This window comes from Mameliella sp. LZ-28, from assembly GCF_012274245.1.
GTDB lineage: Bacteria > Pseudomonadota > Alphaproteobacteria > Rhodobacterales > Rhodobacteraceae > Antarctobacter > Antarctobacter albus.
This window is the reverse complement of record NZ_JAANYX010000002.1, coordinates 84715-109344: the sequence shown is the minus strand read 5'-3', so window position 1 is coordinate 109344 and position 24630 is coordinate 84715. Positions and strand designations below refer to the sequence as shown.

At 65.1% G+C, this 24630-nt stretch carries 30 protein-coding genes; 13 read left to right on the top strand and 17 right to left on the bottom strand.

Features of this window, described 5'->3' with window-relative positions; all coding sequences use genetic code 11:
• Positions 1-19: 19 nt before the first annotated feature.
• Complete coding sequence (locus G9Q80_RS01570; RefSeq protein ID WP_088716342.1) at positions 20-1000, top strand: LysR family transcriptional regulator; 981 nt, start codon at positions 20-22, stop codon at positions 998-1000.
• Between the two features lie 4 nt (positions 1001-1004).
• On the opposite strand, the gene G9Q80_RS01565 is transcribed toward G9Q80_RS01570, so the two are convergent.
• The 4 genes from G9Q80_RS01565 to G9Q80_RS01550 form a co-directional block, all read right to left on the bottom strand.
• Positions 1005-2237 carry a glycosyltransferase family protein gene (locus G9Q80_RS01565; protein ID WP_088716341.1) on the bottom strand — a complete coding sequence of 411 codons (1233 nt, stop codon included), beginning with the start codon at positions 2235-2237 and terminating at the stop codon, positions 1005-1007.
• A gap of 4 nt (positions 2238-2241) precedes the next feature.
• Positions 2242-3012 carry an HAD-IIB family hydrolase gene (locus G9Q80_RS01560; RefSeq protein ID WP_088716340.1) on the bottom strand — a complete coding sequence of 257 codons (771 nt, stop codon included), beginning with the start codon at positions 3010-3012 and terminating at the stop codon, positions 2242-2244.
• 136 nt (positions 3013-3148) lie between these two features.
• Positions 3149-3778, bottom strand: a complete 630-nt coding sequence (locus G9Q80_RS01555; RefSeq protein WP_088716339.1) for a nucleoside/nucleotide kinase family protein — start codon at positions 3776-3778, stop codon at positions 3149-3151.
• 423 nt (positions 3779-4201) lie between these two features.
• The gene (locus G9Q80_RS01550) at positions 4202-4492 is read right to left on the bottom strand and encodes a hypothetical protein (protein ID WP_088716338.1); all 291 of its coding nucleotides are present in this window, start codon (positions 4490-4492) and stop codon (positions 4202-4204) included.
• Positions 4493-4980: 488 nt separating this feature from the next.
• On the opposite strand from G9Q80_RS01550, the gene G9Q80_RS01545 reads away from it, so the two are divergent.
• Both G9Q80_RS01545 and G9Q80_RS01540 read left to right on the top strand, forming a co-directional pair.
• Positions 4981-5832, top strand: coding sequence for an alpha/beta fold hydrolase (locus G9Q80_RS01545; RefSeq protein ID WP_168246320.1), 852 nt, complete (start codon positions 4981-4983; stop codon positions 5830-5832).
• A gap of 23 nt (positions 5833-5855) precedes the next feature.
• Positions 5856-7094, top strand: a complete 1239-nt coding sequence (locus G9Q80_RS01540) for a DUF2254 domain-containing protein (protein WP_157903871.1) — start codon at positions 5856-5858, stop codon at positions 7092-7094.
• 5 nt (positions 7095-7099) lie between these two features.
• On the opposite strand, the gene G9Q80_RS01535 is transcribed toward G9Q80_RS01540, so the two are convergent.
• The 6 genes from G9Q80_RS01535 to G9Q80_RS01510 form a co-directional block, all read right to left on the bottom strand.
• Positions 7100-8116, bottom strand: a complete 1017-nt coding sequence (locus G9Q80_RS01535; RefSeq protein ID WP_043144649.1) for an AI-2E family transporter — start codon at positions 8114-8116, stop codon at positions 7100-7102.
• Between the two features lie 17 nt (positions 8117-8133).
• The gene (locus tag G9Q80_RS01530; RefSeq protein WP_088716336.1) at positions 8134-8514 is read right to left on the bottom strand and encodes a hypothetical protein; all 381 of its coding nucleotides are present in this window, start codon (positions 8512-8514) and stop codon (positions 8134-8136) included.
• Entirely contained in the window at positions 8507-8902 is a 396-nt protein-coding gene (locus tag G9Q80_RS01525; RefSeq protein ID WP_088716335.1) for a phage holin family protein, read from the bottom strand. Before G9Q80_RS01525 ends, G9Q80_RS01530 begins: the two co-directional genes overlap by 8 nt.
• Positions 8889-9248 carry a hypothetical protein gene (locus G9Q80_RS01520; protein WP_088716334.1) on the bottom strand — a complete coding sequence of 120 codons (360 nt, stop codon included), beginning with the start codon at positions 9246-9248 and terminating at the stop codon, positions 8889-8891. The genes G9Q80_RS01525 and G9Q80_RS01520 overlap by 14 nt, the downstream gene beginning before the upstream one ends.
• A 146-nt stretch (positions 9249-9394) precedes the next feature.
• Positions 9395-9655 (bottom strand): DUF883 family protein, encoded by a 261-nt coding sequence (locus G9Q80_RS01515; RefSeq protein WP_043144654.1) that lies wholly within the window; start codon positions 9653-9655, stop codon positions 9395-9397.
• A gap of 67 nt (positions 9656-9722) precedes the next feature.
• Positions 9723-9884 carry a DUF1328 domain-containing protein gene (locus G9Q80_RS01510; RefSeq protein ID WP_043144655.1) on the bottom strand — a complete coding sequence of 54 codons (162 nt, stop codon included), beginning with the start codon at positions 9882-9884 and terminating at the stop codon, positions 9723-9725.
• A gap of 205 nt (positions 9885-10089) precedes the next feature.
• On the opposite strand from G9Q80_RS01510, the gene G9Q80_RS01505 reads away from it, so the two are divergent.
• The 5 genes from G9Q80_RS01505 (at position 10090) to G9Q80_RS01485 (ending at position 15566) form a co-directional block, all read left to right on the top strand.
• Positions 10090-11244, top strand: a complete 1155-nt coding sequence (locus tag G9Q80_RS01505) for a sensor histidine kinase (RefSeq protein WP_088716333.1) — start codon at positions 10090-10092, stop codon at positions 11242-11244.
• Positions 11245-11471: 227 nt separating this feature from the next.
• Positions 11472-13187 (top strand): sensor histidine kinase, encoded by a 1716-nt coding sequence (locus G9Q80_RS01500; protein WP_088716332.1) that lies wholly within the window; start codon positions 11472-11474, stop codon positions 13185-13187.
• A 12-nt stretch (positions 13188-13199) separates the two neighbouring features.
• Positions 13200-14675 (top strand): phospholipase D family protein, encoded by a 1476-nt coding sequence (locus G9Q80_RS01495; RefSeq protein WP_088716331.1) that lies wholly within the window; start codon positions 13200-13202, stop codon positions 14673-14675.
• Positions 14676-14817: 142 nt separating this feature from the next.
• Positions 14818-15285 (top strand): baeRF12 domain-containing protein, encoded by a 468-nt coding sequence (locus G9Q80_RS01490; protein WP_083242154.1) that lies wholly within the window; start codon positions 14818-14820, stop codon positions 15283-15285.
• Positions 15286-15368: 83 nt separating this feature from the next.
• Positions 15369-15566: a CsbD family protein gene (locus G9Q80_RS01485; protein ID WP_043144659.1), complete on the top strand. Its 198-nt coding sequence runs from the start codon at positions 15369-15371 to the stop codon at positions 15564-15566.
• A 69-nt stretch (positions 15567-15635) separates the two neighbouring features.
• On the opposite strand, the gene G9Q80_RS01480 is transcribed toward G9Q80_RS01485, so the two are convergent.
• Both G9Q80_RS01480 and G9Q80_RS01475 read right to left on the bottom strand, forming a co-directional pair.
• Positions 15636-16337 (bottom strand): gamma-glutamyl-gamma-aminobutyrate hydrolase family protein, encoded by a 702-nt coding sequence (locus G9Q80_RS01480; RefSeq protein ID WP_088716330.1) that lies wholly within the window; start codon positions 16335-16337, stop codon positions 15636-15638.
• On the bottom strand, positions 16334-17230 hold the full coding sequence (locus tag G9Q80_RS01475) for an amidoligase family protein (protein WP_157903870.1): 897 nt from the start codon (positions 17228-17230) through the stop codon (positions 16334-16336). Before G9Q80_RS01475 ends, G9Q80_RS01480 begins: the two co-directional genes overlap by 4 nt.
• 262 nt (positions 17231-17492) lie before the next feature.
• Between G9Q80_RS01475 and G9Q80_RS01470 the strand changes: the two genes are divergently transcribed.
• From G9Q80_RS01470 to G9Q80_RS01460, 3 genes are all read left to right on the top strand, one after another.
• A complete protein-coding gene (locus G9Q80_RS01470; protein WP_088716328.1) occupies positions 17493-17759 on the top strand; it encodes a DUF7218 family protein in 267 nt (88 codons plus the stop codon).
• 36 nt (positions 17760-17795) lie between these two features.
• Positions 17796-17984, top strand: a complete 189-nt coding sequence (locus tag G9Q80_RS01465) for a PLDc N-terminal domain-containing protein (RefSeq protein ID WP_074623194.1) — start codon at positions 17796-17798, stop codon at positions 17982-17984.
• A gap of 279 nt (positions 17985-18263) precedes the next feature.
• Positions 18264-18761 carry a Dps family protein gene (locus G9Q80_RS01460; RefSeq protein WP_074623181.1) on the top strand — a complete coding sequence of 166 codons (498 nt, stop codon included), beginning with the start codon at positions 18264-18266 and terminating at the stop codon, positions 18759-18761.
• Positions 18762-18834: 73 nt separating this feature from the next.
• On the opposite strand, the gene G9Q80_RS01455 is transcribed toward G9Q80_RS01460, so the two are convergent.
• Positions 18835-19647: a response regulator gene (locus G9Q80_RS01455; RefSeq protein ID WP_043144663.1), complete on the bottom strand. Its 813-nt coding sequence runs from the start codon at positions 19645-19647 to the stop codon at positions 18835-18837.
• Positions 19648-19737: 90 nt separating this feature from the next.
• On the opposite strand from G9Q80_RS01455, the gene G9Q80_RS01450 reads away from it, so the two are divergent.
• The gene (locus G9Q80_RS01450) at positions 19738-19920 is read left to right on the top strand and encodes a NepR family anti-sigma factor (RefSeq protein ID WP_043144664.1); all 183 of its coding nucleotides are present in this window, start codon (positions 19738-19740) and stop codon (positions 19918-19920) included.
• Positions 19913-20458: an RNA polymerase sigma factor gene (locus G9Q80_RS01445; RefSeq protein ID WP_043144666.1), complete on the top strand. Its 546-nt coding sequence runs from the start codon at positions 19913-19915 to the stop codon at positions 20456-20458. Before G9Q80_RS01450 ends, G9Q80_RS01445 begins: the two co-directional genes overlap by 8 nt.
• A gap of 57 nt (positions 20459-20515) precedes the next feature.
• On the opposite strand, the gene G9Q80_RS01440 is transcribed toward G9Q80_RS01445, so the two are convergent.
• Genes G9Q80_RS01440 through G9Q80_RS01425 form a run of 4 tightly spaced genes read right to left on the bottom strand, consistent with a single transcriptional unit; the run spans position 20516 to position 24421 of the window.
• A complete protein-coding gene (locus G9Q80_RS01440) occupies positions 20516-21445 on the bottom strand; it encodes a metal ABC transporter permease (RefSeq protein ID WP_172429146.1) in 930 nt (309 codons plus the stop codon).
• A complete protein-coding gene (locus tag G9Q80_RS01435) occupies positions 21442-22659 on the bottom strand; it encodes a metal ABC transporter permease (protein ID WP_074623182.1) in 1218 nt (405 codons plus the stop codon). Before G9Q80_RS01435 ends, G9Q80_RS01440 begins: the two co-directional genes overlap by 4 nt.
• Complete coding sequence (locus tag G9Q80_RS01430; protein WP_088716327.1) at positions 22656-23471, bottom strand: metal ABC transporter ATP-binding protein; 816 nt, start codon at positions 23469-23471, stop codon at positions 22656-22658. Before G9Q80_RS01430 ends, G9Q80_RS01435 begins: the two co-directional genes overlap by 4 nt.
• On the bottom strand, positions 23468-24421 hold the full coding sequence (locus tag G9Q80_RS01425) for a metal ABC transporter solute-binding protein, Zn/Mn family (RefSeq protein WP_088716383.1): 954 nt from the start codon (positions 24419-24421) through the stop codon (positions 23468-23470). The genes G9Q80_RS01430 and G9Q80_RS01425 overlap by 4 nt, the downstream gene beginning before the upstream one ends.
• Between the last annotated feature and the right edge of the window lie 209 nt (positions 24422-24630).

The following is a 24630-nucleotide window of genomic DNA, read 5'->3' as shown; positions in this document are numbered from 1 at the left end:
ATGACTATAGATAATGCCTATGACCCCCGGTGATCCCGCAAGAGACCCACGCTATGAACCAGAGCGTATCGCCCGCGAATTGGACTGGAACCTCTTGCGCGCGTTCGTGGTGCTGGCGGACAGCCATTCCATCACCGAAGCGGCACAGCGACTGCGGCTCAAGCAACCGTCAGTTTCCGCGGCACTTCAAAGGCTTGAGGACCGGATCGGGCGCAAGCTGGTGAACCGGTCCCCGGGGCATTTCCAGCTGACCGATGCGGGCCGCCTGCTGTATCGCGAGGCGGTGGAAATCAACGGCTCTGTCCTGCGCCTGTCGACGCTGGTGCGCGAGCTGACCGACGAGGTGCAGGGACATGTCAAGATCGAGGTGGCCAGCCATGTCGTCTGCCCGGTTTTTGATCAGACGCTGGCCGCGTTCCACCGATCCCACCCCCGCGCCAGCCTGTCGATCGAGGTCCGGTCCAGCGCCGAGGCTATCGCCGAGGTGCTGGCCAAGCGCGCGTCCTTCGCCATCTGCCTGGTGCGGGATCACAGCCCCAAGCTGGAATACCGGCGCCTCTACCGCGAGTATTTCGGCCTGTTCTGCGGGCCGGAACATGCGCTTTTCGGCCGTGACGACCTGTCCATCGGCGATCTTGCCGGGCTTGGGTCTGTCAGTTTCGAAACCGACCGGCTGCAGGACGTGCTGCGGCCCGTCACGCTGATGCGGGCCCAGGCCGACCTGGGCCAGCGGATCACCGGCGTCTCGACCAACCTCGAAGAGGTCCGGCGCATGATCATCGCCGGGCTGGGCATCGGCCCCCTGCCCGTCCATGTCGCGGCGCGGGACGTGCGGGACGGATTGCTATGGCAATTGCCCCCCTATACCGACCTGCCCGCCATCGACGTTCATGTCGTCTGGAACCCGAAGGCGGTCAAGAACCGGGCCGAGGACCTGCTGCTGGCCGCCCTGCTGGAGGCGATCGAGGCCACCCCGATGGAGGAACGCACCTACCGCTGACCGCTCAAAAGGTCATCGGCGCAAATTCCTCGTTGTCCGCCGCGACGGCCGCACGCAATTCCCCCACGATGCCCGGGTCGGCGGCGTTCACGCGGCTCCAGTTCGGGACAAAGGGTGTCTCGTTCGGTTTTTCGAGGAACACCTTGCCTGCCTCCACGATGTTGTTGGCAAACAGCTCGACCGTCAGTTCCTCGCGGTGGCGGTCGATGGTCAGCCCGTTCATCTTGGCATCGTTGTCGTAGAACTCGATCAGGTCCAGCGCCACGCGGTAATAGGTGGCTTTTAGCGCGCGGAAGACATTGGGCGTAAAGACGGTGCCGTCCGCCGCCAGCTTGCGGAAGACCGCCTTGCAGATGTCCATCGACATGCGGTTGAGACCCGTGGCCGCGTCCTCTTCGCTGACCTGCTGGTGCTTGTGGTCATAGGCATCCGCGATTTCCACCTGGCAGACGGAATGCCGGCCCAGGTTGCGCCAGACCTCTGACAACACGCCGATTTCCAGCCCCCAGTCCGAGGGAATGCGCAGGTCGGGCAAGAGCGAGGTGCGCAGGGCAAATTCGCCCGACAGCGGATAGCGGAAGGCGCGCAGGTAGTCGATGTAATCGCGGTCGCCGATCGTGCGTTTCAGCGCGATCAACAGCGGCGATACCAGCAGGCGCGTGACCCGCCCGTTCAGCTTGCCGTCGCCGATGCGCGGGTAATAGCCCTTGGACAGCTGGTAGCGGAAATTCGGGTTCACGACGGGGTAGACCAGCCGGTCCAGCAGGTCGCGCTTGTAGGTGACGATATCGCAGTCGTGCAGTGCCATGACAGAGGTATCGGCGCAGGAGATCAGGTAGCCCATGCAGGTCCACATGTTCTTGCCCTTGCCCTGTTCCTGCGGCGCCAGCCCCATCTCGGCCAGCTTGGCGTCCAGCTCGGACATGCGGGGACTGTCGTTCCAAAGGACAACATGATCCTGCGGCAGGCGGGAAAAGAAATCTCGGGCGCGACGGAATTGTTGTTCGGTGGCGCGGTCCAGCCCGATGATGATCCGGTGCAGGTAGGTGACCTTGCTCAACTCATCGAGGATCTTGCCCATCGCGGGTCCTTCGAGCTCGGAGTAGAGGCACGGCAGGACAAGCGTGATCTTTCGGGTCTGGGCGTAGGTCTCGATCTCGTAGATCAGCTCTTCCAGGGGGCGGCTGCGCAAGTTGTGAAACTGCGCGACATTGCCGTTCTGATGGAAATCAGACATGAGATCAGTCCTTTATGTCGTTCAGTATGGCCAGAACCGCCGTGTTCCAGCCTATGGGGCCGGGATCTGCGGTACGCCGGATGGTGCCTTGGCCCTCGCCCGGAAGGCGCGGGATGCCGGGGCCGTGATCGTTGCGCACGATGACGCCAAGATCAGCCGCCTGCAGCATGTCGGTGTCATTGGGCGCGTCCCCCAGCGCCAGCGTCCGTTCGGCCCCAAGCTCGGCGGCGATTTCGCGCAGCCCGTCAGCCTTGGTGCGCCCATGCGACAGCGTCAGAAATCGCCCACCGGACCGGCACGCGATGCCCCTGTCCGCGAGGGCCGCGAGAAAACGGGCTTGCGTGGCGTCGCTCCCCCGCCATAGCCCGGGTTCCGAGTGTTGCCGTTGGCGCGCCAGCGCAGCGGCCTCAGGGGCAAGGCCAGTGATTTCTGCCACTTCGGCGTCGCTCATGTCGCCAAAACCCCTGAACGGAGCGCGCAGATCCGGCGGCAAGCTGTCCAGAGCGGCCCGCAGGGCGGCATAGGGCGCGGCATCCCCTGTCGTGCTGCCGGGTCGATAGATCCCGGCCCCGTTCTCGACGATGGCGGGCCAGTCGCCCAGCGACAGGGCCTCGTGCAACACGGCGACCTCGGCGGCCGTCTTGGAGGTGGCAAGGATCAGCGGAATGCCCCGCGCAACCAGTGCGTCCAACGCGGGCTGCGCCGGGGCGAAAGAGTAATTCGCATGATCCAGAAGCGTTCCGTCCAGATCGCTGAAGACAACGAGTTTGCTCACACGGTCAACCGTTCATCCCACCCATGCCCGAACTATGGCCGTGCCGGAGGTCGCTGACCACAGTCGGCCTGCGCTGCTCACGCAGCGCGCCCAATATATGAGCAAATGACCGAAAAATGATCGAAACGTCCAAACTTCAGGCAGAGTCCGTCTGGCGCAATACAATGTCCACGGTCTCACGTTCAGCCATGACACGGCGGGCATTGGGGATGTCATTGACAAGCGCCTTGCGCTGCGCGGTTTCCTCATCGAACCCGAAGCCCAGCCATCGCGCCACAAGGCGACGCTCCAGCTCTGCCTCGGGCACCTCCAGGAACACCGACAGGTCCCAAATTGGCATCAGGTCGGACCAGGGCGGCTCTGCGAAACAGAGATAGTTGCCCTCGGCCACCACGATGCGCGTCTCCGGCCCGATTTCCTGCGCTCCGGCAATGGCGATCTCTCGCGCGCGGTCGAAGACGGGCAGGATGACCGAAGGGTCGGACGCGGCACGTGCCAGCGCGGCCTTCAACCCGTGGAAATCAAAGGTCTCGGGCGCGCCCTTGCGCGGCAACAGCCCGCGTGGTTCCAGCAGGCGGTCATCAAGGTGAAACCCGTCCATCGGCATCAGTACCGCCTCGGGGCCGATCCGATCGACCAGCGCTTCGGCAAGGGTGGACTTGCCCGACCCCGGCGGACCGGCCACGGCAATCATCAGGCGGCGCCCCTTTGGCGTGATCCCCGACAGGCGGTCGGTCACGTCGCGAAGATGCGTTTCCGGGATCATGGGTCAGACCTCCTGCGCCGGGGCGGCGACATGCAGATCGCAATCGAACGGGATCGCACGGCCGGACATTGTGCCCTGGTAGATCGCAAGTACATGTCCCAATCTCTGCTCCTCCAACGGTTGCGGCCCGGCTTGTCCGGTTGTCCCTGCCCCAGCTTGGCGCAGCATCCGGGGCCGGGGCAAGGCCCTTGCCCGGCTAGAAAAGATGCACCCTGCGGGAACCATTTGCCGCGCCGTGCATTTCCCTTGTGACAGGCACGTCATCTGCGGGCGCAGATCCCTCATCCCCCAACGCCCGCAATCATCGCCCCCGCCCGATTTCGGCGGGGGCGTTTTTTTGGATCATCGCATGACACCGAAAAAGCCGCGCGCCCGGGTGGGTGCGCGGCTTTTTTCGGTTTTTCAGTGGCGTGTCCGCCCCCGTCAGTCGCGCAGAGACGAATGCAGCGTCGGCGCGTCGCCATGCATGTCGACGTGACGCAAGGCGCCATTGTCCTGAAGGATCTCGTGGATGGCCATGACCTTGGCCACATGCGAGGCCTCGGGATGGTCGACGATCACCTGTAGCCGGGTCTGCTCGGTTGCGGGCACCTGTGACAGCTCGAACGCCTCGACGAAATTCCGCAGATCGGAGGCGAGCGCATCGCGGACCTGCGCCTCGGCGGTGCCGGCCATCAACGTGGCGGCGAGGGAAAAGGCAAGAATACGGAGCATTTGGCAGCCTCCTGTTCTTTGGTTCGTCGGGGTTCGGGCAAGACATGCCCTGCCGGCCAGGCCACCTCGGCCTGGTCGGTGGTCGAAATCTGCGGATCGGGGTGGTGTTCGCTTTAGCGCCGCATCTGCATGGACATGGGAAGACGCCGCCGCCCACAAAAGGGGGAAGAACCACGCGACAGGCCCCTTTGGCGTGCTGATGCCGTGATCGTGTTCATCGCGTTCCATCCTCCATTCGGCGGTTTGTCCGCCTCAACGGCGCCGCTGATTGCGACACCCCGGCGGAGGGTTCTTGTCGCTGCAGGCTTGTTCGCCCCAGGACGTGGACCTCCTTCCGCCGTCTTCGCAAACTCAACGCATTCACTGCGCCGAAAGTTCCGTGGGGCCCGTATATTTGCCCGGGACGCCCGCCCCGGGAACCGCGCAAGGGCGTGCAGCGTTGTCTCAAAGCCGGAGGCATGTCTCCGACAGATGACCGAAGGTTCCCGATGAACGCGATTTCCCTGCCCGATTGTCAGCCGCCGTCCCGCAACGCGCCCATGCGCGGCGGCGCCCCTCTGGTCTTTCTTCCCGGTCTCTTCATGACATGCGAGGCTTGGTTGCCGCTATGCCGCGACATGGGGTTGGGCAACCGGTTGTTCCTGGATCTGCCGGGCCATGGGCCGCAGGAGGATGCAGAAACGGTGACGCGGGACCTGGCCTCAGGCAAGTGGCTGGACCCCATCCTGGAGAGAATCGCGGCGTTTTCCGGCGGGCGGGCCGTGCATCTTGTCGGCCATTCCAGCGGCGGGCTGGTCAGCCTGCTGCTGGCACGCCGGGCGCCGGACCTTGTCCGCTCGCTCGTGCTGGTGGGGGCGCCTGTCACGGGACACCGCGACCTGCCGCGCGACATCGGCGCGGCGATCCTGTCGCATGACCTGGCCGGACGCTGGTCGCTACCGATGATGTGGCGCCTGGGCCTTGCCACGCGCGGCAGTTTCGAGCGCGCGCTGACCACGGTCCTGCCGCGCGAGGCGGCCGCAAGGGTACCGGACGAAATGCGCCTGGCCCTGCAGCACCGCAACCCCGAAGCGATCCGCCAATTCGGCAAATGGGTGCTGGAGCAGGATGCCACCGCGAACATGGCCGAGATCGCCCAGCCCTGCCTTGCCGTCATCGGACGTCAGGACACGGTCGTCCCGCCGCTTCACCAGCTGAAGCTGTTGCGCCACCTGCCACAGGCCCAGGCACAGCTTGTCCCCGGCGGACATCTGCCCTTCATCGAGCATCCCTGCACCTTTTCCCGTGCGCTGCGCGGCTGGCTGGCGCTTGACCATGCCCCCCGAATGGTGGCCTGCTGACCCGCATGGCAGGCAAACACACAATGAAACTGGTCCAGACGATGCTGACCCTGCGTCGGATCAGCCGCATTCTCTGGGTTCGGGTCGCGCTGCTGTCCGCGCTGTCGGTCCTGGCCGCGCTGTCCGCAGAGCTGCTGGGACCGTTGATCCCGGACGGCCCGCGCGACCGCTTTTCCGAAGACGCGACCATGCCCATCCTGACCATCCTGGCCAACGGGATGCTGGCGGTCGCAACCTTTTCGCTGGGGGTCATGGTCTCGACCCACCGCACGCTGGCTCAGCAGACCACGCCGCGCATTCACCGCCTGTTGATGGAAGACACCTCGACCCAGACGATGCTGGCGACCTTCATCGGCGCCTTCGTCTTTGCGCTGTCCTCGATCATCCTTTACCGGGCAGGTTACTATTCCGACAGCGCCTCGGTGATCGTCTTTGCCGTCACGGTTTTCGTGGTGGCAGCGATCGTGGTATCGCTGGTGCGCTGGATCGGGCAACTGTCGCGGATCGGCAGCCTGGAATACGCCTTGCTGCGCGCCGAACAGACCGCGCGCGAGATCCTCTACCAGCAACGGCGCCTGCCCCGCCTGGGGGGCTGCAAGCTGGAGGAGAGGCCCTCGGACGGTGTGGACATCGAGGCGCCTCGCTCTGGCTTTCTGCGGCGCATCGACATGGACGAGTTGCAGAAGCTGGCGGAAGCGCACGAGGCGGAGGTCTACCTTGACCACCTGCCCGGCGACATCGTCCTGCGCAGCCAGCGGCTGGGCCTGTTGCGCGGCTGTGACGAGGCCGAAAAATTCGCGGCCTGTTTCCTGCTGGCCACCGATCGGACCTATGAACAGGACCCGGCCTATGCGCTGCAGGCACTGAGAGAATCCGCCTCCAAGGCGCTGTCTCCCGGGATCAACGACCCCAAGACCGCCATCGACGTGATCGCGCGGCTGGAACGGCTGTTGTGGGACTGGGCCTTGAACACCTCCGACACCGAGGGCCCCCTATACGACAGGGTATTCCTGAGCGAACTGGGCGCCGGTGACCTGGTCGAGGCAGGTTTTCGCGACATCACGCGGGACGCGGCGGGGTTTGGCGACGTGCTGACCGCCGTGGCCGAGGCACTGGTGCGGCTGCGCGGGGCGATGCCGGAGGCCGGGCGCGAGGCCATCTCGGATCTGCTGGAGGACCTGCGCGCGCATGGCGAGGCGGGGCTGATGACCGCGCGGGAGCGCCAGCGACTGACCGACAGGCTGGCCGCGCTGGACGCCTGACCGCCCTATTCAGCCGGTTGCAGCTGCTCGGCGCCCGAGGTCCTGTTGAGCATCTCCGGGCTCATCAACACGCCGAACCACAGCATCACGGGCAGCGCCACGATGGCCCCGACCGGCCCCCAGAGCCAGAGGCCAAAGACAATGGCCACGAAGACACCCAGCGGGTTCATCGCCAGCCGTTGACCGACCACCCAGGGGGTGACGAAATTCGCCTCGGTGAAGTTGGCCAGCATGAACAGGGCGGGCGGCAGCAGGGACATGGCGCCGGTGAATTGCAGCAACCCGGCGATGGCCAGCCCGAAGATGATCAGCAGCGGCCCCAGGTACAGCATGTAGTTCAGGATCGCGGCCGCCAGGCCCCAGAGCATGGGATAATCCACCCCGATGGCCAGCATGATCAGCGCGGTCACGGTGCCCAGCCCCGCGTTGACCAGCGTCACGGCAGCGAAATAGCGGGCCACGGCGCGATCGGCCTTGCGCAGCTTCGGTTCCAGCGTGCCGACAGCGGAATAGAGTTCGTTGCGGGTCAGCACGAAAAAGAACAGCGTACCGACAAAGACAAAGAACTGCGCGCCAAAGTTGGGCGCCATCCACAAAGCGTCGCGCACGGTTGGCAAGGCGCTTTCGCTTGCCTCGGCGGCCGGCTTGGCGCCTTCGATCTCTTCGCTGATGGTCTCGATCCCGCGCAGCACGTCAGAAACCGAGGCGATCCAACGTGTCGCCGCCGCCTTGAGCCGGGGCAATTGTTCGATGAACATGTTGAGCAGCGGCTCGATCATCAGGATCAGAAGCGCGATCAGGCTGGTCGTGACTAGAAGCAACAGGATCGCAACCGCGACCCGCGGGATGCCCACGTCGGTCAGGCGTTCCGCGAGGGGCGAGACGACGATGCCCAGCACCACCGCAAAGACAATGGGCGCCAGCAGTTGCTGACCCAGTTGCAGGGCGCCGGTCAGCGCGATCACGGTAAGGATCAGCAACATCACGCGTTGCGCGCGCTCGCTGAGAACGGTGGTGAGCATGGTTCAGGTCTCGCTGGTCAGTCGTCGCCGTGACTGTCACGGCCCAGGTTGGGCAGCAGCGCGCCGGCCAGGGCGCCCGCACCAAGGATCAGCGCCCCGGCCGTCAACATCGGTGCGCGGCTCTTGGGGGCATCGTCCTTGACCGCGCCCGGGGTCCGCGCCCCCGCGCCCGTCGCGAACAAACCCATGCCAAGCCCTATCAGCGCCGCCGCTGTCGGGTTGCGGCCTGCCGCGCCGACGGCGCCGCGGCCCAACCGTCCGGCCTGTCCCATCGCGGCCCCGGTCAGGGGCGCGGCAATGGCGCTTTTGCTGGTGCTGCCGCCCAGCGCCTCAAGCGCGATTTTCAACCGGGCACGGTCTTCCGCCGCCCGCATTTCGAGTTTCTCGATCTCAGCCACGGCGGACCTCCTGCAAGGTTTCCAGATCGCGTTTGACGTTGTTGAGACTGCGCCGGGGCGTCAGGACGCGGGCATTGATGCGTTTGCGGGCGATCAGCACGCAGATCAGCGCAAGCACCAGCAGTCCGCCCCCCATCCCGCCTGCCGCCTCGACCAAGGTCAGGCCATGCGTTTCCAGCCAGGCGATGCCAGCCGTGGCGAGCGCGTTCAGCCCCGCGATGGTCAGCACCAACGCGAGGGCGTAAAACACCAGCCCCGTCCCGGCCCGCGACAGGTTTTCACCGATCTCGGCCCGTGCAAGGCGCATCTCGCTTTGCAGCAAGGAGGTCGCCTGGCGCAGCACTTCGGTCAGGATGCGCGGCGCATCGCGCAGGTCAGGACCGCTCATTGCGGTCCTCCAGCTGCATCCGCGTCAGCAGGTTGCGGTGATCCTGGGCAGGCGGATGAGGACCCCGCGCGCCGCTGTTTTGCGGCGCCCAGGCGTCGCGCACCTTGGTGTCGCGGGGCGGCACCAGTGTTCCACGCCGCTGCGCCCGGCGCCCTGCGGCGTAACCCGCCAGCGCGGTGGCCGCCAGGGCCAGCGTCGGGTGCCGGCGCGCCACCCCCAGCGCCTGCGAGATCAGGCCCGCAGGGCCGCCCGCTCCGGCGCGCAACGCCAAGGCGCCTGCGTCGCGCACGGCGTCCTTTTTTTCGGTGGAACGAGAAGGTTTGCGGTCTTGCGTCTTGCGGGTCATCGGAAGGTGCCCCCTGATTTGCGTCCGTTGCAAGAAGAACGGACGGGGGCGCGAAAGGTTCCGCATTTCGGTCGTCCGACTCCCCGCCGACAGGAAAAGGGCGCCGCATTTGCGACGCCCTTTTCAACGGCCAAGTTACTGGCAAGTTAGCCCTTCTTGCGCATGGCCAAACCCAGCAGGAGCCCGACGCCGACAGCACCGGCGACCGCAAGGACTGGGTTGTCCCGCACCATCTGGGTGGACTGGCGGGCGGCACGCTCGATCTCGTCCCGGCCCTCTTCGATGGCCCGGTCGATCGATGCCTGTGCCTCGTCCAGCCGCTCACCTGCGGCGCGGGCATAGGCGGCTCCGGCCTCTGCAGCTTCGGCGGCGCCGTTGCGATGGTGGTCTTGTGTGTTCTTGCTCATGTCGTCCGTCCTCTGTCAGTGCCTTTGCAATGTGCGCGGCCCGGAAACCTCCGGGCCGAGGCCCGGATCATCCTCGGACCACGCGCGCCACCAGCGACACGACAAAGAGAATGAGGAAGACGAAGAAGAGGATCTGCGCGATCCCGGCGGATGCGCCGGCGATGCCGCCAAAGCCGAGTGCGGCCGCGATGAGTGCGATGATGAGGAACGTCAGGGCCCAGCCAAGCATGGTAAGTCTCCTTGTGTTTTTCCCTATGCGCCGTCCGTGGCGCTCTGGCAAAAGAACGTGCCTTGCCGCGCAAAGGTTCCCGCCCCCGGGCCGAAGACGTGCCAACCGCCCGGGCCAAAGGGCAAAAAACCGCCTGAAAGGGGCTTTCCTTTGCCTTTGCAGGACTACTTACCCCAAGTGATGCATTGCTGATTGGACCTGTCCGATGAAAGATACCCCCGAGTTCAGGACAGAGGTTCAGGAAGTGACCCACCAAGACCGGCTTCGGGATCCGGAGCGCCTGCAGGCGCTGGAACGGACAGGGCTGATGGACAGCCCCGCCCCCGGAGCACACCAGAGAGCCGCGCGCATCGCCGCACGCCTGATGGATGTTCCCGTCAGCCTCGTGTCTTTCGTGGACGACGAGCGGCAGTTCTTTTCCGCCCAGACCGGGATCACCGGAGAGGCCGCAGAACAGCGCGGCACGCCGCTCAGCCATTCATTTTGCCAGTATGTCGTGTCGTCCGAAGAGCCGCTGGTCGTGCCGGACGCCGAAGCCGACAGCCTGGTCTGCGACAACAGCGCCGTTCAGGACCTGAACGTCCGGGCCTACCTGGGCGTGCCGATCCGATCGCCGGACGGGCATGTGCTGGGCTCTTTCTGCGTCATCGACGACAAGCCCCGCGACTGGACGTCCGATGACATCGCCAAGATGCGGGACATCGCGGACATGATCGAATCCGACCTGCGCCTGCGCGAGACGCTCGAGGAACGCGATATCGTCATGCAGGAGATGACGCACCGGGTGAAGAACCTCTTTACCGTCATCAACAGCATTCTGCGCATGGAGCGCAACGCGCATGAGACCGCCGACGAACTGGCCGAAAGCGTGGGTGCCCGGCTCAAGGCGCTGAGCGATGCGCATGAGATGATCGTGCCCGTCGTCAATGTCCGCCGAAGCGAAGGCGCGACCACGACGCTGGACGCGCTGACGCACAAGCTGCTGGCGCCGCATGGCTCGGAACATGAGACGCGGATCACGATCCAAGGCGAACACGTTCCTGTCGGCCCCAAGGCCGCGGTCTATCTGACGCTGGCGCTGCACGAGCTGGCGACCAATGCCGCCAAGTACGGCGGGCTGTCCACCGATGGCGGACAGCTGGCGGTGAAATGGAACCGCACCGACAGCGATGACGTCGTCATCATCTGGGAAGAAACCGGCCTTTCCTGGGACACAGAGGCCCGACCACGCTCGGGCTTCGGCTCGCGGCTCCTGTCGATCGCCGTCGAGGGGCAACTGGCTGGCGAAATGGCCACCCAGATCGAGGCCGGCATGTTCCGCCGCCGGCTGCAGATCCCCCTGACCAGCCTGCAGTCCTGACCCACCCGAAAATCTTGGGAACCAATTCGGGACATGCGGCATTTGTCCGGAGGGGACTGTGATTTCAGATGGGGTGACTGCATGAGCAGGCAGCGGCGATATCCGCATGAGCGGCGCGTGGGAACAGGGGCATACTGCCCCGGTCAAGGGAGACTTGTGCCCCCGGTCACGCACCGTGCCGCCCGGAAGCGTCCCGTTCATTCCCTAGCCTCGAAATTCGGCCCTCCATGCCCACGCGTCTGAAAAGCCTCTATCGACTGTCCCGCAGTCTGCCGGCGCGTATCGCCTGCCTGATGACCATTGCCATGTTGCCCGTAGGCCTAATCGCGGTCTATCAGACCCAGGCCGTGATCGAGAGCGCGCGGCAACAGAACCGCACCGCGCTGATGGCACAGCTGCGCGCCGAAGCTTCGCCCCAGGCGGAGACCCTCGAAAGCGCGCTGGCCGCGGCACAGGGGCTGGCCGTGCTGATCACCAAGCTGGGCGAGGAAGATTGCAGCGACATCCTGAAAGGCTTTGTCGAAAGCAATGACACCTATGTCTTTGCCGGGTTCATCGAGGCCTCGGGCTGGCTGACCTGCAGTTCGACCGCCGACCGGATGGACCTGTCCGAACGCCAACCCTTCAAGACCGCGATGGCGCGCGGCGGCGCAAGCGTGCAGGTCAATCTCGAGGGCGCCGTGACCGGGCGCAACATCGTGATGGTCACGCATCCGGTACGCGAAGGCGGCGAGATGGTCGGCTATGTCTCGCTGTCGATCCCCCATGCGGTCCTGAATGGTGCGCTTGAGGATCCCGACCACGACGGCGCTTTGCGTCTGGCGGCCCTGGACGCCGAGGGGGACATCCTGGCCGCTTCGCTGGGACGGGCCACAGCCCCCGAATACCTGCCCCGCGACATGCCCCTGCCCGAGATCGTCAAGGAACCGGGCCGAACCTTTCGTGCGGTCAGCGGCTCGGGTGAGACGCGTTTTTTCGCCGTCACGCAGATGGTGCCCGGCAAGGTCATGTTGCTGGGCAGCTGGCCTCTCTCTGCCGTGCCCGATGCGGACAGTCGCCTGCAAAGCGTGATCGCAAGTTCGCTGCCGGTGCTGATGTGGCTGGCCGGGGTCGGCGTCGCTCTGTTCGGCATCCAGCGGCTTGTGATCCGCCATGTCGCGCAGTTGCGCAACGCGATGCGCCGTTTTGCCCTGGGCGAGCGCGAGGAAACCACACTAGACCTGCGCGATCCGCCGGCGGAACTCGAGGAGGCCCAGCGCGCCTTCAACCGCATGGCCTTGTTGATCGCGGAGGGCGAACAGCGCCGCGAACAGGATCTCAAGGACAAGGAAGTGCTGCTGCGCGAGGTGCATCACCGGGTCAAGAACAACCTGCAGCTGATCGCCTCGATCATGAACATGCAGTCGCGTGACCTGGAAACCGACGAGGCCAAGCACGTCGTGTCCGAGCTTCAGCGCCGGGTGCGCGGCATGGCGGTGTTGCACCGTGCGCTCTACAATACGCCGACCAGCACCACGGTGGACGCCGCCGATCTGGTGCAGGCGGTGGTGCGCGACACGCAGGATCTGGTCGGCGCGCGCGGCAAGATCGAAATCGACACGGCGCTGGAGCATGTGGCCCTTTATCCCGACCAGGCCATCCCCCTGTCGCTGTTCGTGGCCGAGACACTGAACACCGCGATCCGCCAGACCTGCAACGCGGACCCGCGCGACCGGATCGGTGTCCAACTGTCTTCGGGCGGTAGTGACGAGGTCCGGCTGTGCATCGACAGTTCCCCCGCCGAACCGCTGCCCCCCGGGGCAGATGCGCCGCGCCCCGACGGCATGGCGCAAAAGATGATTGCCGCCTTTCTGCGGCAATTGGGCGGAAAGATGGAAACCACTTCGGATGACGGACGTTATCGCGTGACAGTGATGTTTCCGCGCGCCGCCTACGGCGCCTGACAGGGGGGCCGGATGGCCGGCGACTTCGAAGTGATGATCACGGCCGACGAGGCCTGGCCGGCGTTCGAACGTGCGGTTCTGTCCGCGCGCCGTCATGTCGTCGCCGGTTTCCGGATCTTCGACCTGTCGACCCGGCTGCGCAGCACCGAGGCGCGCGAGATCGGCCAGGACTGGTTCGACCTTCTCGCCCATGCCCTGCGGCGCGGCGTGCGGATCGATCTCACCGTCAGCGATTTTGACCCGGTCATGGCAACCGATCTGCACGAACTCAGCTGGCGCACCGTACGGCAGGGCGTGGCCCTGGCCGAGGCGACGGGCGCGGGCAAGGACCTGCTGAACATCCGCGCGCACCAGCACAGCGCGCGCGCCGGCATGTTGCCGCGCCTTGCTTTCCTGCCCGCGGTCCTGCGCCGCCGCTGGGAACGCCTGCGCGAGACGACCCCGGTTGAACGCCGGTTCGAGGCGGTCGGGCTGGAACGCAGCGTGATGCCGAACCTACACACGGTCTCCCATCACCAGAAAGTGGCCGTGATCGACGACGAATGGCTTTACGTCGGCGGGCTGGACCTGAACGAACGGCGCTACGACACGCCCGGTCACGATCGCCCGGCGCGGCATACCTGGTCTGACGTGCAGGTCATGTTGCGCGGCCCCGAGGCGGCGGCCGCACGCAGGCACCTCGAGAGTTTCCAGGCAGTAACCGAAGGCCGCGCGGCCCCGCCACCTTGCCCCGGGTTGAAACGGACATTGTCGGCGCCTCGGCGTCTGCAACTGCCCTATCTTTCGCCCCGCACGCTTGTGTCCGAAATCGAGGAAGCGCACCTGGAGGCCTTTCGCAAGGCGCGCTACCTGATCCATATTGAGACGCAGTTCATCCGCTCCAGCCGGATCGCCGAGGCGCTGGCAGAGGGCGCGACACGCAACCGCGACCTGAACGCCATCATCGTCATGCCGGGACTGCCCGAGGACGTGGCTTTCGATTCCTCCGAGAGCCTGGATGCCCGCTATGGGCTTGCCCTGCGCCAACAGGCGGTTGCCACCCTGCGTGAGAGTTTCGGGCATCGGCTGACCATCGCGACGCCGGTGCGCCCGGTGTTGGCCGCCCGCGACACCTGCGAGACGCTGGCCGGGTCTCCGCTGATCCATGTGCACAACAAGGTTCTGATCCGCGATGCGGCCTCTGTCCTGATCGGTTCTGCCAATCTGAACGGGCGGTCGATGCGCTGGGATACCGAACTGGCGGTCGAGATCACGCAGCCGGAGCGCGTGGAACGGGCGCGTGAGCGGTTGCTGTCGCACTGGTGGCATGAGCCGCTTGCCCCCGAGGCCATGTCGCCGGAAACGCTCTATCCCCTGTGGCAGGGAGAGATCCGGCGCAACGGTCTGCGCCGCCCCGAGAACCGGAGCGGGTTCCTTGTGCCCTTCGACGCCGAGGAAGGCGCCGACCTGGCCCAGGACCTGCCCGGCGTGACCGAGGACATCGTCTGAGCAGGGAACGCCAACGCAGGTTTGCGCGTTGACGTCTCGAAAGCGCGCAAAGCGGATGGCTCTGCGCGCTCGACAGTCGCGGCCCAAAGGCAGGCGACTGACCGCCCGATAGTCACCACGCTGAAAAGAGGAGGATCACGACATGATGCGAGCCAAGGGCGTGCCGCATGGCACCTGGGTGCTGATCGCCGATGGAGAAAAGGCGCTGTACCTCGTCAACAAGGGGGACAAGGCGCATCTGCATCTGGTGGTGCGGGATCGCGCGGAGCAGGAGAATCCAAAGGCGCAGGACTGGGCCGAAAACCGCCCGGGCCGGTTGAATGATGGTCCCGGCGAACATCGCTCCGCCGTGGATGACACCGATTGGCACCAACTGGAAAAAGAGCGTTTTGCCAAGACCATCAGCGCAGACCTCTACAAGGCCGCCCATGCCGGCAAGTTCGACCGGCTCATCATCGTCGCAAGCCGCCCGGTGCTCAGCGCCCTGCGCGAGGAAATGCACGAGGAAGTGGCCTCGAAACTGGTGCTGGACCTGCCCAAGGTGCTGACAAACCATCCGCTGGACGAAATCGAGACCGCGATCACCCGCGCCTTGGAAGAAGCGGCCTGAGACGGAACGGATCGGCATCCCGGACGTTTTACAATCAGAGGCCCGGAACGGATCCGGGCAGCGAAACGCAAAGGAGATATCCGATGGACAGGGATCGCCTGGAAGGAAAATGGACCGAGATCAAGGGCCGGCTGCGCGAAGCCTATGGCGTGCTTTCGGACGACGAACTTGAAGAGGCACGCGGCGACCGCGAACAGCTTGAAGGCAAGCTGCAGCAGCGTCTGGGCCAGACCAAGGACGAGGCCCGCAAGACGCTGGACCAGATCCTCGAAAAAGTCTGACGTACAGACAGATCAACACGAAACGGCCCGCCAGCTTGGCGGGCCTTCTTCTTTGAACTAGAGCCGGTTTCAGGCGGGTGACAGGATTTGCGCCCGGTCTTCTGCGTAGGCAGATGCGGCACGGCTCAACGCGCGAAAGATCGCCCGCTGGCGATGCGCATAGAACAGGTGTTCGGGATGCCACTGCACGCCCAACGCAAAGGGATCCCGACAGCGTTCGATGGCCTGAACCATGCCGTGCGTATCCCGCGCCGCGACGCGAAAGCCCCGGCCCAACCGGTCGACCGCCTGGGTATGCAGCGCGTTGACGTGCATCGGAGCCTCGCCCGACCAGGCCGCCAGTTGCGAGCCCGTTTCGACATGGACCTCGCGCCGGGGCAGGATGGTCTTGATCGGCTGGGCTTCGGGATAAAGAGACCAGGCGTCCTGGTGCAGCGTCCCCCCTGCCGCGACGTTGAGCATCTGAGCCCCGCGGCAGATACCTAGGACGGGGATGCCGCTGGCCAGTGCCTTGCGCGCGATGTCAAGTTCCATCGCGTCGCGGTCATGGTCTAGCCGTGCGACCACTTCTAGGCGGGCACCATAGAGATCGGGCGAGATGTCGTCGCCGCCACCGATGATCACGCCTTCTACGCGGCCCAGGTCGATGTCCGACCGGGTCGTCCAGCGCAAGGCACGCGCCCCGGCCAGCCAAAGGTTCAGCCGGACAAGCGGAAAGATACGCCACCCCGACCGTGTCGAGGTGGTCACTGCGATCAGCGGCCGGTTCACCTGAATAGCTCCTCGCCGTTGTTGCCGATCTGCCCTGCCACTTCTTCGACCCAGAGCCCGCCGTGCCCTGCCCCGCGCCGCCAGGCTTGGTACAAGGCGTCAAATCGAGCCTCGTCCGCCGCCAGGGCTTCAACCAACCACCATCGGTCCCATTCGTCCGTGATGCACCAGTCCGGCTCGTCCAGGCGGCAATCCGGCAAGCGAAAGTGAAAGGCCGGACGGGCGCCGCTGGCTTCTTTTCCGAACATCGCCGCAAACCCCTCGGGGTCATGGGCGTGCAGGATCGGCAAGAGGTCCAGCCCGTAATTCCGCCCGTTCAGGTGGCTGTGAACCAGGTGCCGGAGCACCGAGAGATCAAGATCGTCCGCCGCCACTAGCGCATCCGTGAATTGCAGGGGCCAGGGATCGACAAAGGGCAGGATGCGGCGCGACATGTCCAGCGGGCGCCATTCGCGCAACCAGGGTTCAAGCAGGCCATAGGCGATCACGGTCCGCAACATGTAGGGATCTTCGTAGCCGGTGATCTCGGGGTTGAAATGGATGCCGAACCCGGCAAACAGGCTGTCGGACGTGCCTTTGCCACCCGCCTTTTGCAGGGCCTTGGTCAGGTCCAGCACACGATCCATCTGCTCTGGTATCAGGGGGGGCGTGACCACCTCGACCGGGACGACGGCGCGGGCGGCGTCCAGCACGCCTTCGGGCAGGAACTGGTTTCCGGGCTTGGCATACCGCGTGTCCAGCTCGACGCAGATGGTTCCGAGTCCGCTGTCCTCGATCGTGAACAGATGCGGCCCCTGCCGCTTGACCAGGCCGCCCAGGGTCTGGGCCACGATCTGCGAGGTGTTGCCTTCATCAATTCCTGAAAATTCTATCTCTATCCCGCACCGGCGCATTTTGCCGGCAAGTGTTTTCTCTTTGGGCAGGGCACGAAACCCGCCGACACAATTTGTGTTTTCCATGCGTGCGTAACGCTCTTTCTCCCCTGCAGGTTCCCGAAAAAACCCGTCTTTCTTTGCTGTTTCCGGCCCGGAGCACACGGAACCGCGTGGGACGCCGGGCGTTTGGTCCTTGTACAGTCTCGCGCTTTTGGGCCGGGCGGCATGGGAAAATCCCCGGGCCGGTCTCACGCGGGGCAAGGATGCAGGAGGTAGCGCGATGGCGAAGGAGAAGGAGAACAACCCGTCGATCAAGGACGAGGAAACCTACCAGGTCCTGCGCGACAAGGGCTATGCCAAGTCGAAAGCGGCGGCGATCGCCAATGCGCAGGCGAATGACAACATGGCCCCGTCCCGCAAAGGCGGAAAAGCGCCCCCTTATGAAGAATGGAAGCGCGATGCGCTCTACGACCGGGCGCGCGAGCTGGATGTCGATGGGCGGTCGCAGATGACCAAGTCGGAGCTGATCGACGCACTGCGCGGCTGAAGGGCGGCGTGAAACCGAAAGGAGACTATCATGGGTATCGAAATTGCGGGTTTGGGCGGATTGATCCTGTTGGGCCTAGCGGTCTGGGCAATCGTCAACATCATCAATTCCAGCGCAAGCACCGGCGGCAAGGTCCTGTGGACGCTGTTCGTGCTGTTGCTGCCGCTGCTGGGGTTCATCGTCTGGCTGATCGCGGGCCCGCGTTCTACGCGCCGCCTGGCCTGACTGGCACGTTCCGGTCCAACCGATGCAAAGGCCCGCGCTACCCCAGTGCGGGCCTTTTCATGTATGACGTCAATCTGCGTAGGTCACGGCGCCTGGGCGTCGCTAGACGATGGTGGCGCCTTTGTCTTTCGATGTCGGTGCCAGATGGGGGCATGCTGCCTTCTCTGCTGCCTGTTCCCCGACGAAACGCGCCCGCCCCCTTTCGTCCCGCCGGGCTGGAACAGGAACCTTTCCGGGCACCGTTCGTTGTCTGATTAACCAATGAAACAGGAGGCTTAGATGACTGACTCGCTGAAAGTCGTTCCCACCGAAGATTCCGTTTCCACCGGGGTCCGCAACACCGAAACCCTGGCAAGCGGCCTGTCGGACGTTCTGGCCGATACCTACCGGCTGCTGTTCAAGACCCATGCCATTCACTGGAATGTTGAAGGGCCGCTGTTCTTTTCCGTGCACAACCTGACCGAGGAACAGTACCAGGATCTCTTTGCCGCTGCCGACGACCTGGCCGAGCGGATACGCGCGCTTGGACATCTTGCCCCGGCCCGCCTGGACGACATCACCAAAAGATCGCGGGTCGACGACCTGTCTGCAAAGGCGACAACCGCCGACATGATCGAGGACCTGGCCCACGATCACGAGAAACTGGCACATCGTCTGCATGCGCTGATCGCGCTGGCTGGTACGCATCGCGACCCTGTGACCGAAGACCTTGCAACCGCCCGCAGCGCATTTCATGAAAAGGCAGCCTGGATGCTGCGTGCCCTGGCAAAAAGCTGAAGCACAGGACCACGTAAACAAAAAGGCCCGCCGAAACCGGCGGGCCTTTTTCTTTGTCACATCAGTGATCAAGTCAGCGGATCAACGTCTCTGTCGAGGCAAAGAACAGCGCCTGGCTGACAGCGGATCGCACCTGGTTTTCTGTATAGGGCTTGGAGATCAGGAAGGCCGGCTCCGGCCCCTCGCCCGTCAGCAGCCGTTCCGGGAAGGCGGTTATGAAGATCACGGGACGGTCGCCGTCGCGGGCAATGATCTGGTTGACCGCGTCGATCCCGCTGGAATCGTCGGCCAGCTGGATGTCCGACAGGATCAGGTCCGGGGCCTCGCTGCTGGCGAGGTCCAGCGCCGCTGCCTCGGTGCGGGCAACGCCGGTGACACGGTGGCCCATGTCCATCACGATGCTTTCAAGATCCATTGCGATCACCGCCTCGTCCTCGATGATCATGATCTTGCCGGAAATCGCGTCACGCATTTCAAGGAAGGCCGTATCGACATACTGGCCCGCCTCTTCGGTAGAGACCTGCATGATCTGGGCGACCTCCTCGATCGGGAATTCCTCGATCGTGTGCAGCAAGAGCGCCTCGCGCGTGTTTTCCGTCAGGCGCGACAGGTGTTTCTGCGCCCGTGCCGCCAGCCCCGTTTCGCCGCCGTCCTCGACCGGCATGCCCGAGGACATCCAGATCGCGTGAAACACGCGGAACAGGGCGACCTTGGCAGTCAGGCCGGCATCGTACAGCTCGGGGTCGTTCAGGATGGCCTCAAGCGTTGCTGCGGCATATCGGTCGCCGCTGTCCTGGCGCCCGGTCAGCGCGCGGGCGTAGCGGCGCAGGTAGGGAAGGTTGCCGCCGATTGCGGTTGTCATGTCCGAGGATGACTGAGCCGTCATGCTTGTTGCTCCAAATATTAGTGCTACCTTTGGAACCGAACGCAGGCTGCAACGTTTTGGTTCCGTAATGAGGCGTTGCGAGATCCAAAGATGACAAAACACATGACGCGTAAACAACTCAATTCAAGAGTCGTCGACGAAATCGACAGGAACTTGAGACAGGCCTTCGATGACATGGCCCAGCAGCCCGTGCCCGATCGGTTCACCGATCTGCTGGCGCAATTGAAAGCCGCCGAGGATAAAAAGAACAGCGGGGGCCAGCAAGATGCGTGACCCCCGCGAGGAACTGACCGAGCACATCGGCTCGTTGCGCGCCTTTGCGCTGTCGCTGACCCGGAACTCTGCCACGGCGGACGACCTGGTGCAGGAGACGCTGGTCAAGGCATGGACGAATATCGACAGCTTTCAGCAAGGCACCAACATGCGGGCCTGGCTGTTCACGATCCTGCGCAACACGTTCTATTCGCTGCGGCGCAAGCGCAAGCGCGAGGTCGAGGATGCCGACGGCACGATGAGCGAAAGCCTTGCGACCAAACCCGATCACGACGGGCGTCTGAACCTGCGAGATTTCAAGGTGGCCTTCGATCAGTTGCCCGACACGCAGCGCGAGGCGCTGGTGCTGATCGGTGCGCAGGGCCTGGCCTACGAAGAAGCGGCAGAGGTCTGCGGCGTCGCCGTGGGCACGATCAAGAGCCGCGTGGGCCGCGCGCGCGCCCGGCTGGCCGAATTGATGGACCTGTCCGAGGAAGAAAGCCTCGAGATCACGGATTCCGTCACTCAAGGCGTCGTTGGGTCTCGCCCCGCCGCCTGATCCGTTTCGCCGCGTCACACCACTCGGCCCGCATTCTGCGGGCCGTTTTTTTTCCTTTCAGGCCTCGGCCCGCGCCCCCACGCGCGCGCGGTGCGGTCCAAAGGCGCAGGCCAGCGCAAGGATGACGCCCGAGACGGTCGCGATCATCCCCGCCGCGCTGACGGCATTGTCCCCGCCCAGCCAGAGCGGCCCGTAGCCCGCCAGAACGTATCCCAGCACGGCCGCGACAACCGCGAACAGCACCGACCACCAGACCTGCCGTTCCAGCCCGTTGGTCATCATCCGGGCCGCCGCCGGCGGGCAGATGAACATGGCGATCACGATGATCGACCCAACGGCATCAAACGCCGCGACCGCTGCCACCGCCGCCGTGATGACCAGGCCCATGCCGATCATGCCCACCGGCAGGCCCAACGCCTGGGCAAAGCCCTCGTCGAAGGTTGAAATCTTCAGCCAGCGCCAGAAGACCAGCGTCAGCAGGATAACCCCCGCACAGACCACGGCGATGCGCGGCAGCTCCTCGGGCACACCGGCCAGCGCCCAGGGATCAAAGAGCGAGGACCAGTCCGTCGCGCGCAGCCAGACCAGCGATTCAAGATTGCCCATCAGAGCATGTTCCACGTCCAGGTGGACGCTGGAGGTATCGCTCTGCTCCAAGAGCAAGACGCCCCCCGCAAAAAGCGTGGTAAAGGTCACACCCATCGCCGCGCCCGGTTCGATCCGACCGAGCCGCTTGATCGCCTCGATCAGCACAACAGCCACCACGGCGGCCCCGGCGGCACCCAGCAGCATCGGGATCGCGGCCACGACGCCGGTCAGCAGAAAGGCCACCACGATCCCCGGCAGGACGACATGGCTGATGGCATCGCCGATCAGCGCCTGCCGCCGCAGGATCAGGAAGTTTCCCGGCAAGGCACAGGCGACAGAGGCCAGCACGCCGATCAGCATGGGTGTCAGGGAGAACATGACGAATTCGCTGCCCATCACAGCCCCTCTCCTATGGCACGCGGGCCGCCGATGCGGCTGTCGAACTCGGCGATCTCATCGGGGGCAAAGACATCTTCGATCGGGGTCAACCCGTCATAGCGCCCGGTCAGCCCGGTGTCCTGATGGATTTCGCGGGCCACGTCCCAGCGGCGTTCGTCGCGGGCGATCTTGGCCGCCTGGGCGCGCCCGGTTTCCGTGGCAACGCCATCGGCACGGATCAGCCCCTCGCCCCGCAAGACACGCAGGGTCAGCTCGTCGTGGATCGGCTCCTGCCGCGCCAATGCCAAGAGGCCCTGCCGACGGTGCACCTTGCGCTGGAACCGGCGGTGCCGGAACACCGCCGCCGCCACGCCGCGTGCGGGGGCCAGGAAGAGCGACAGCAGGAACAGGCCCGCCGCGACGAGTACGATGATCGGCCCCGTCGGCAGATCGGGGGCCGAGGCGGACAGCGCCGCGCCCAGGTACCCCGACACAGCGCCAATGCCCCCCGCGTACCAGATCAGGGATTGGCTGCGCTCGGTCCAGAACCGCGCCGTGACCGGCGGGATGATCAGCATCGCCACGATCAGGATCAGCCCGACGATCTTGAGCCCGATCACCGTGACCGCCATGACCAGCGCCATCATCAGCCGGTCGATCCCCGGCACGTTGACGCCGCTCGCCGCCGCGTATTCCGCGTCAAAGGCCACCAGCGTCATCGGTCGCCGCATCACCCAGGTCGCCAGAACCGCCAATGAGCCACCCACGGCGATCACGATGGCGTCCTGGAACAGCATCCCGGCGGTCGAGCCGAGCAGAAAGCTCTCCAACCCTGCCTGGCGGCCGGAGCTCATTGTCTGGATCACGGTCAGGATTACGATCCCAAGCCCGAAAAAGACGGAGAGCACCGCGCCGATGGCCGCATCCTCGCTGAGCCGGGTGCGCCGGGTCATCCATTCCACCGCCAAGAGGCCGATCCCGGCGGTCACGGCAGACCCCGCCAGAAGACCCAGCAGGTTGCGCCCGTCGCCGCCCAGCCAGACCATCGCGATGAAGGCCAGCCCGACGCCGGGCAACGTGGCATGGGCCACTGCGTCGGACACCAGCGCGCGCTTGCGCAGGAAAAGAAAGGTTCCGGCGGCGCCGGCAGCAAAGCCCAGCAAAGCGGCGCCCACGGCCACCAGCGCCGCATTGTAGCCCGCTTGCAGCAGCAACGCCTCGATCAACGGGGTCACGCGCCCTCCACCAGGTTCAACTGGTCGATATGCGTGGCAGCAAGCCGCCCGCCGTAGGTGGCATTCAGCGTCTCGCCGTTGAAGGTTGTCCTGACCGGGCCTTCGGCGATGCGGCGCACGTTGATCATGAAGACATTGTCGAAATAGTCGCCCACCGTGGCCAGGTCATGGTGGACGCAGACCACCGCCTTGCCTTCGGCCTTGAGTGCTTTCAACACGTCGATGATCGCCCGTTCGGTCGCGGCATCCACCCCGGCAAAAGGTTCGTCCAGCAGGTAGAGGTCCGCGTCCTGCGCCAGCGCCCGGGCCAGGAAGACCCGTTGCTGCTGGCCGCCCGACAGCTGGCCGATCTGGCGGTCGGCAAAGCTGGCCATGCCGACCCGGTCGAGACAGGACAGCGCCCATGCCTTGAGAGCGCCGGTCAGCCGTCCCAGCAGGCCGACCTGCCGGTACAGGCCCATCATCACCACGTCGATCACCGTGGTCGGAAAATCCCAGTCGACGCTGGCGCGCTGGGGGACATAGGCGATGCGCCCGCGGACCGTCTCGATCGGCTGACCGAAGACGCTGACCTCGCCCGACAGCCGCGGGATCACGCCAAGCGCGGCCTTCAGCAAGGTCGACTTGCCCGCCCCGTTCGGACCGATGATCGCGGTCATCTCGCCCGCAGGGAAGGCCGCATCGACGGAAAACACCGCAGGTTTCTCACCGTAGGACACGGTCAGGCCCCGCAGGCTCAGGGCGGCGTCAGGGCGTGCCGGCGCCGCCGCCTGCCCGCCGGATGCGGCCAAGGTCACGGAAGGTTCGGTCATCCGTTCAACAGTCCTTTCATGCCATCGCGCGGGACGTCGCCGCCAAGGGCCCCGGCAATGGTTGTCGCGTTGTGATCAATCATGCCGACATAGGTGCCGACGTAGGTGCCCGGCTCTCCCATCGCGTCCGAGAAGAGCTCGCCGCCGATGACAACCTCGTGCCCCTTGGCGGCGGCACCTTCGATCAGGGCGCGGATGTTGCGATCAGAAACAGAGCTTTCGACAAAGACCGCGCCGATGCGGCGATCCACCAGGATATCCACCAGATCCGCGATCCGGCGCAGCCCGGCTTCGGACTCGGTCGAGATACCCTGGATGCCCATGACCTCGAACCCGTAGGCCTGGCCGAAATAGTTGAAGGCGTCATGCGCCGTGACCAGCACGCGGCTTTCCTCGGGCACGCTGGCGAGGATGCCGGCGGCATAGGTGGCCAGTTCGTCCAGTTCTGCCAGGTGCGCGGCGGCATTGGCGGCAAAGACCTCGGCGCTGTCGGGTCGCGCCGCGCTCAACGCATCGCGTACGTTTTCCACCACATGTGTCCAGAGATCAGGCACCATCCAGACGTGCGGGTCGAACTTGTCGTCGTAGTCGTCATGGGCCAGCAGCAGATCGCGCGGCAACCCCTCGGCCACGGCGGTCGTTGTGCCGCGTTCGCCCAGATCCTGAAGGAATTCCTCCATCTGCGCCTCGAGGTAGAGACCATGCCAGAGCACGACATCCGCGCGGGCCATCGCCACGATGTCGCTGCGGGTCTGGCGATAGCTGTGCGGATCGACACCCGGCCCCATCAGGCCACGGACCTCGACAAGATCGCCCCCCACCTGCCGTGCGGCATCGGCGATCATGCCCGTGGTCGCGACCACGGTTGTCACCCCCTGCGCGGCCAGGCCTTTGGCCGACAGGGCCAGCGGCAAGGTCGCCAGTCCGGCAAGAAGCTTTCGCTTGGTCAAAGTCACTGTGCACCTCCTCAAGACGACACCCCGGCGATACACCCGCCGAGGCGTTTCCACCTGCGAGATATAGTGCGACTAATTCGCAAGAGTCAATGAAAATGAGAATTAGTCGCAACTGGGGCCGCCAAGATCATTCCACGTCGCCAAGTCCGCCCATTTTTTCACCACGCCCGTCACCATCGGGCACGTCACCTCCGGGCTTGAGC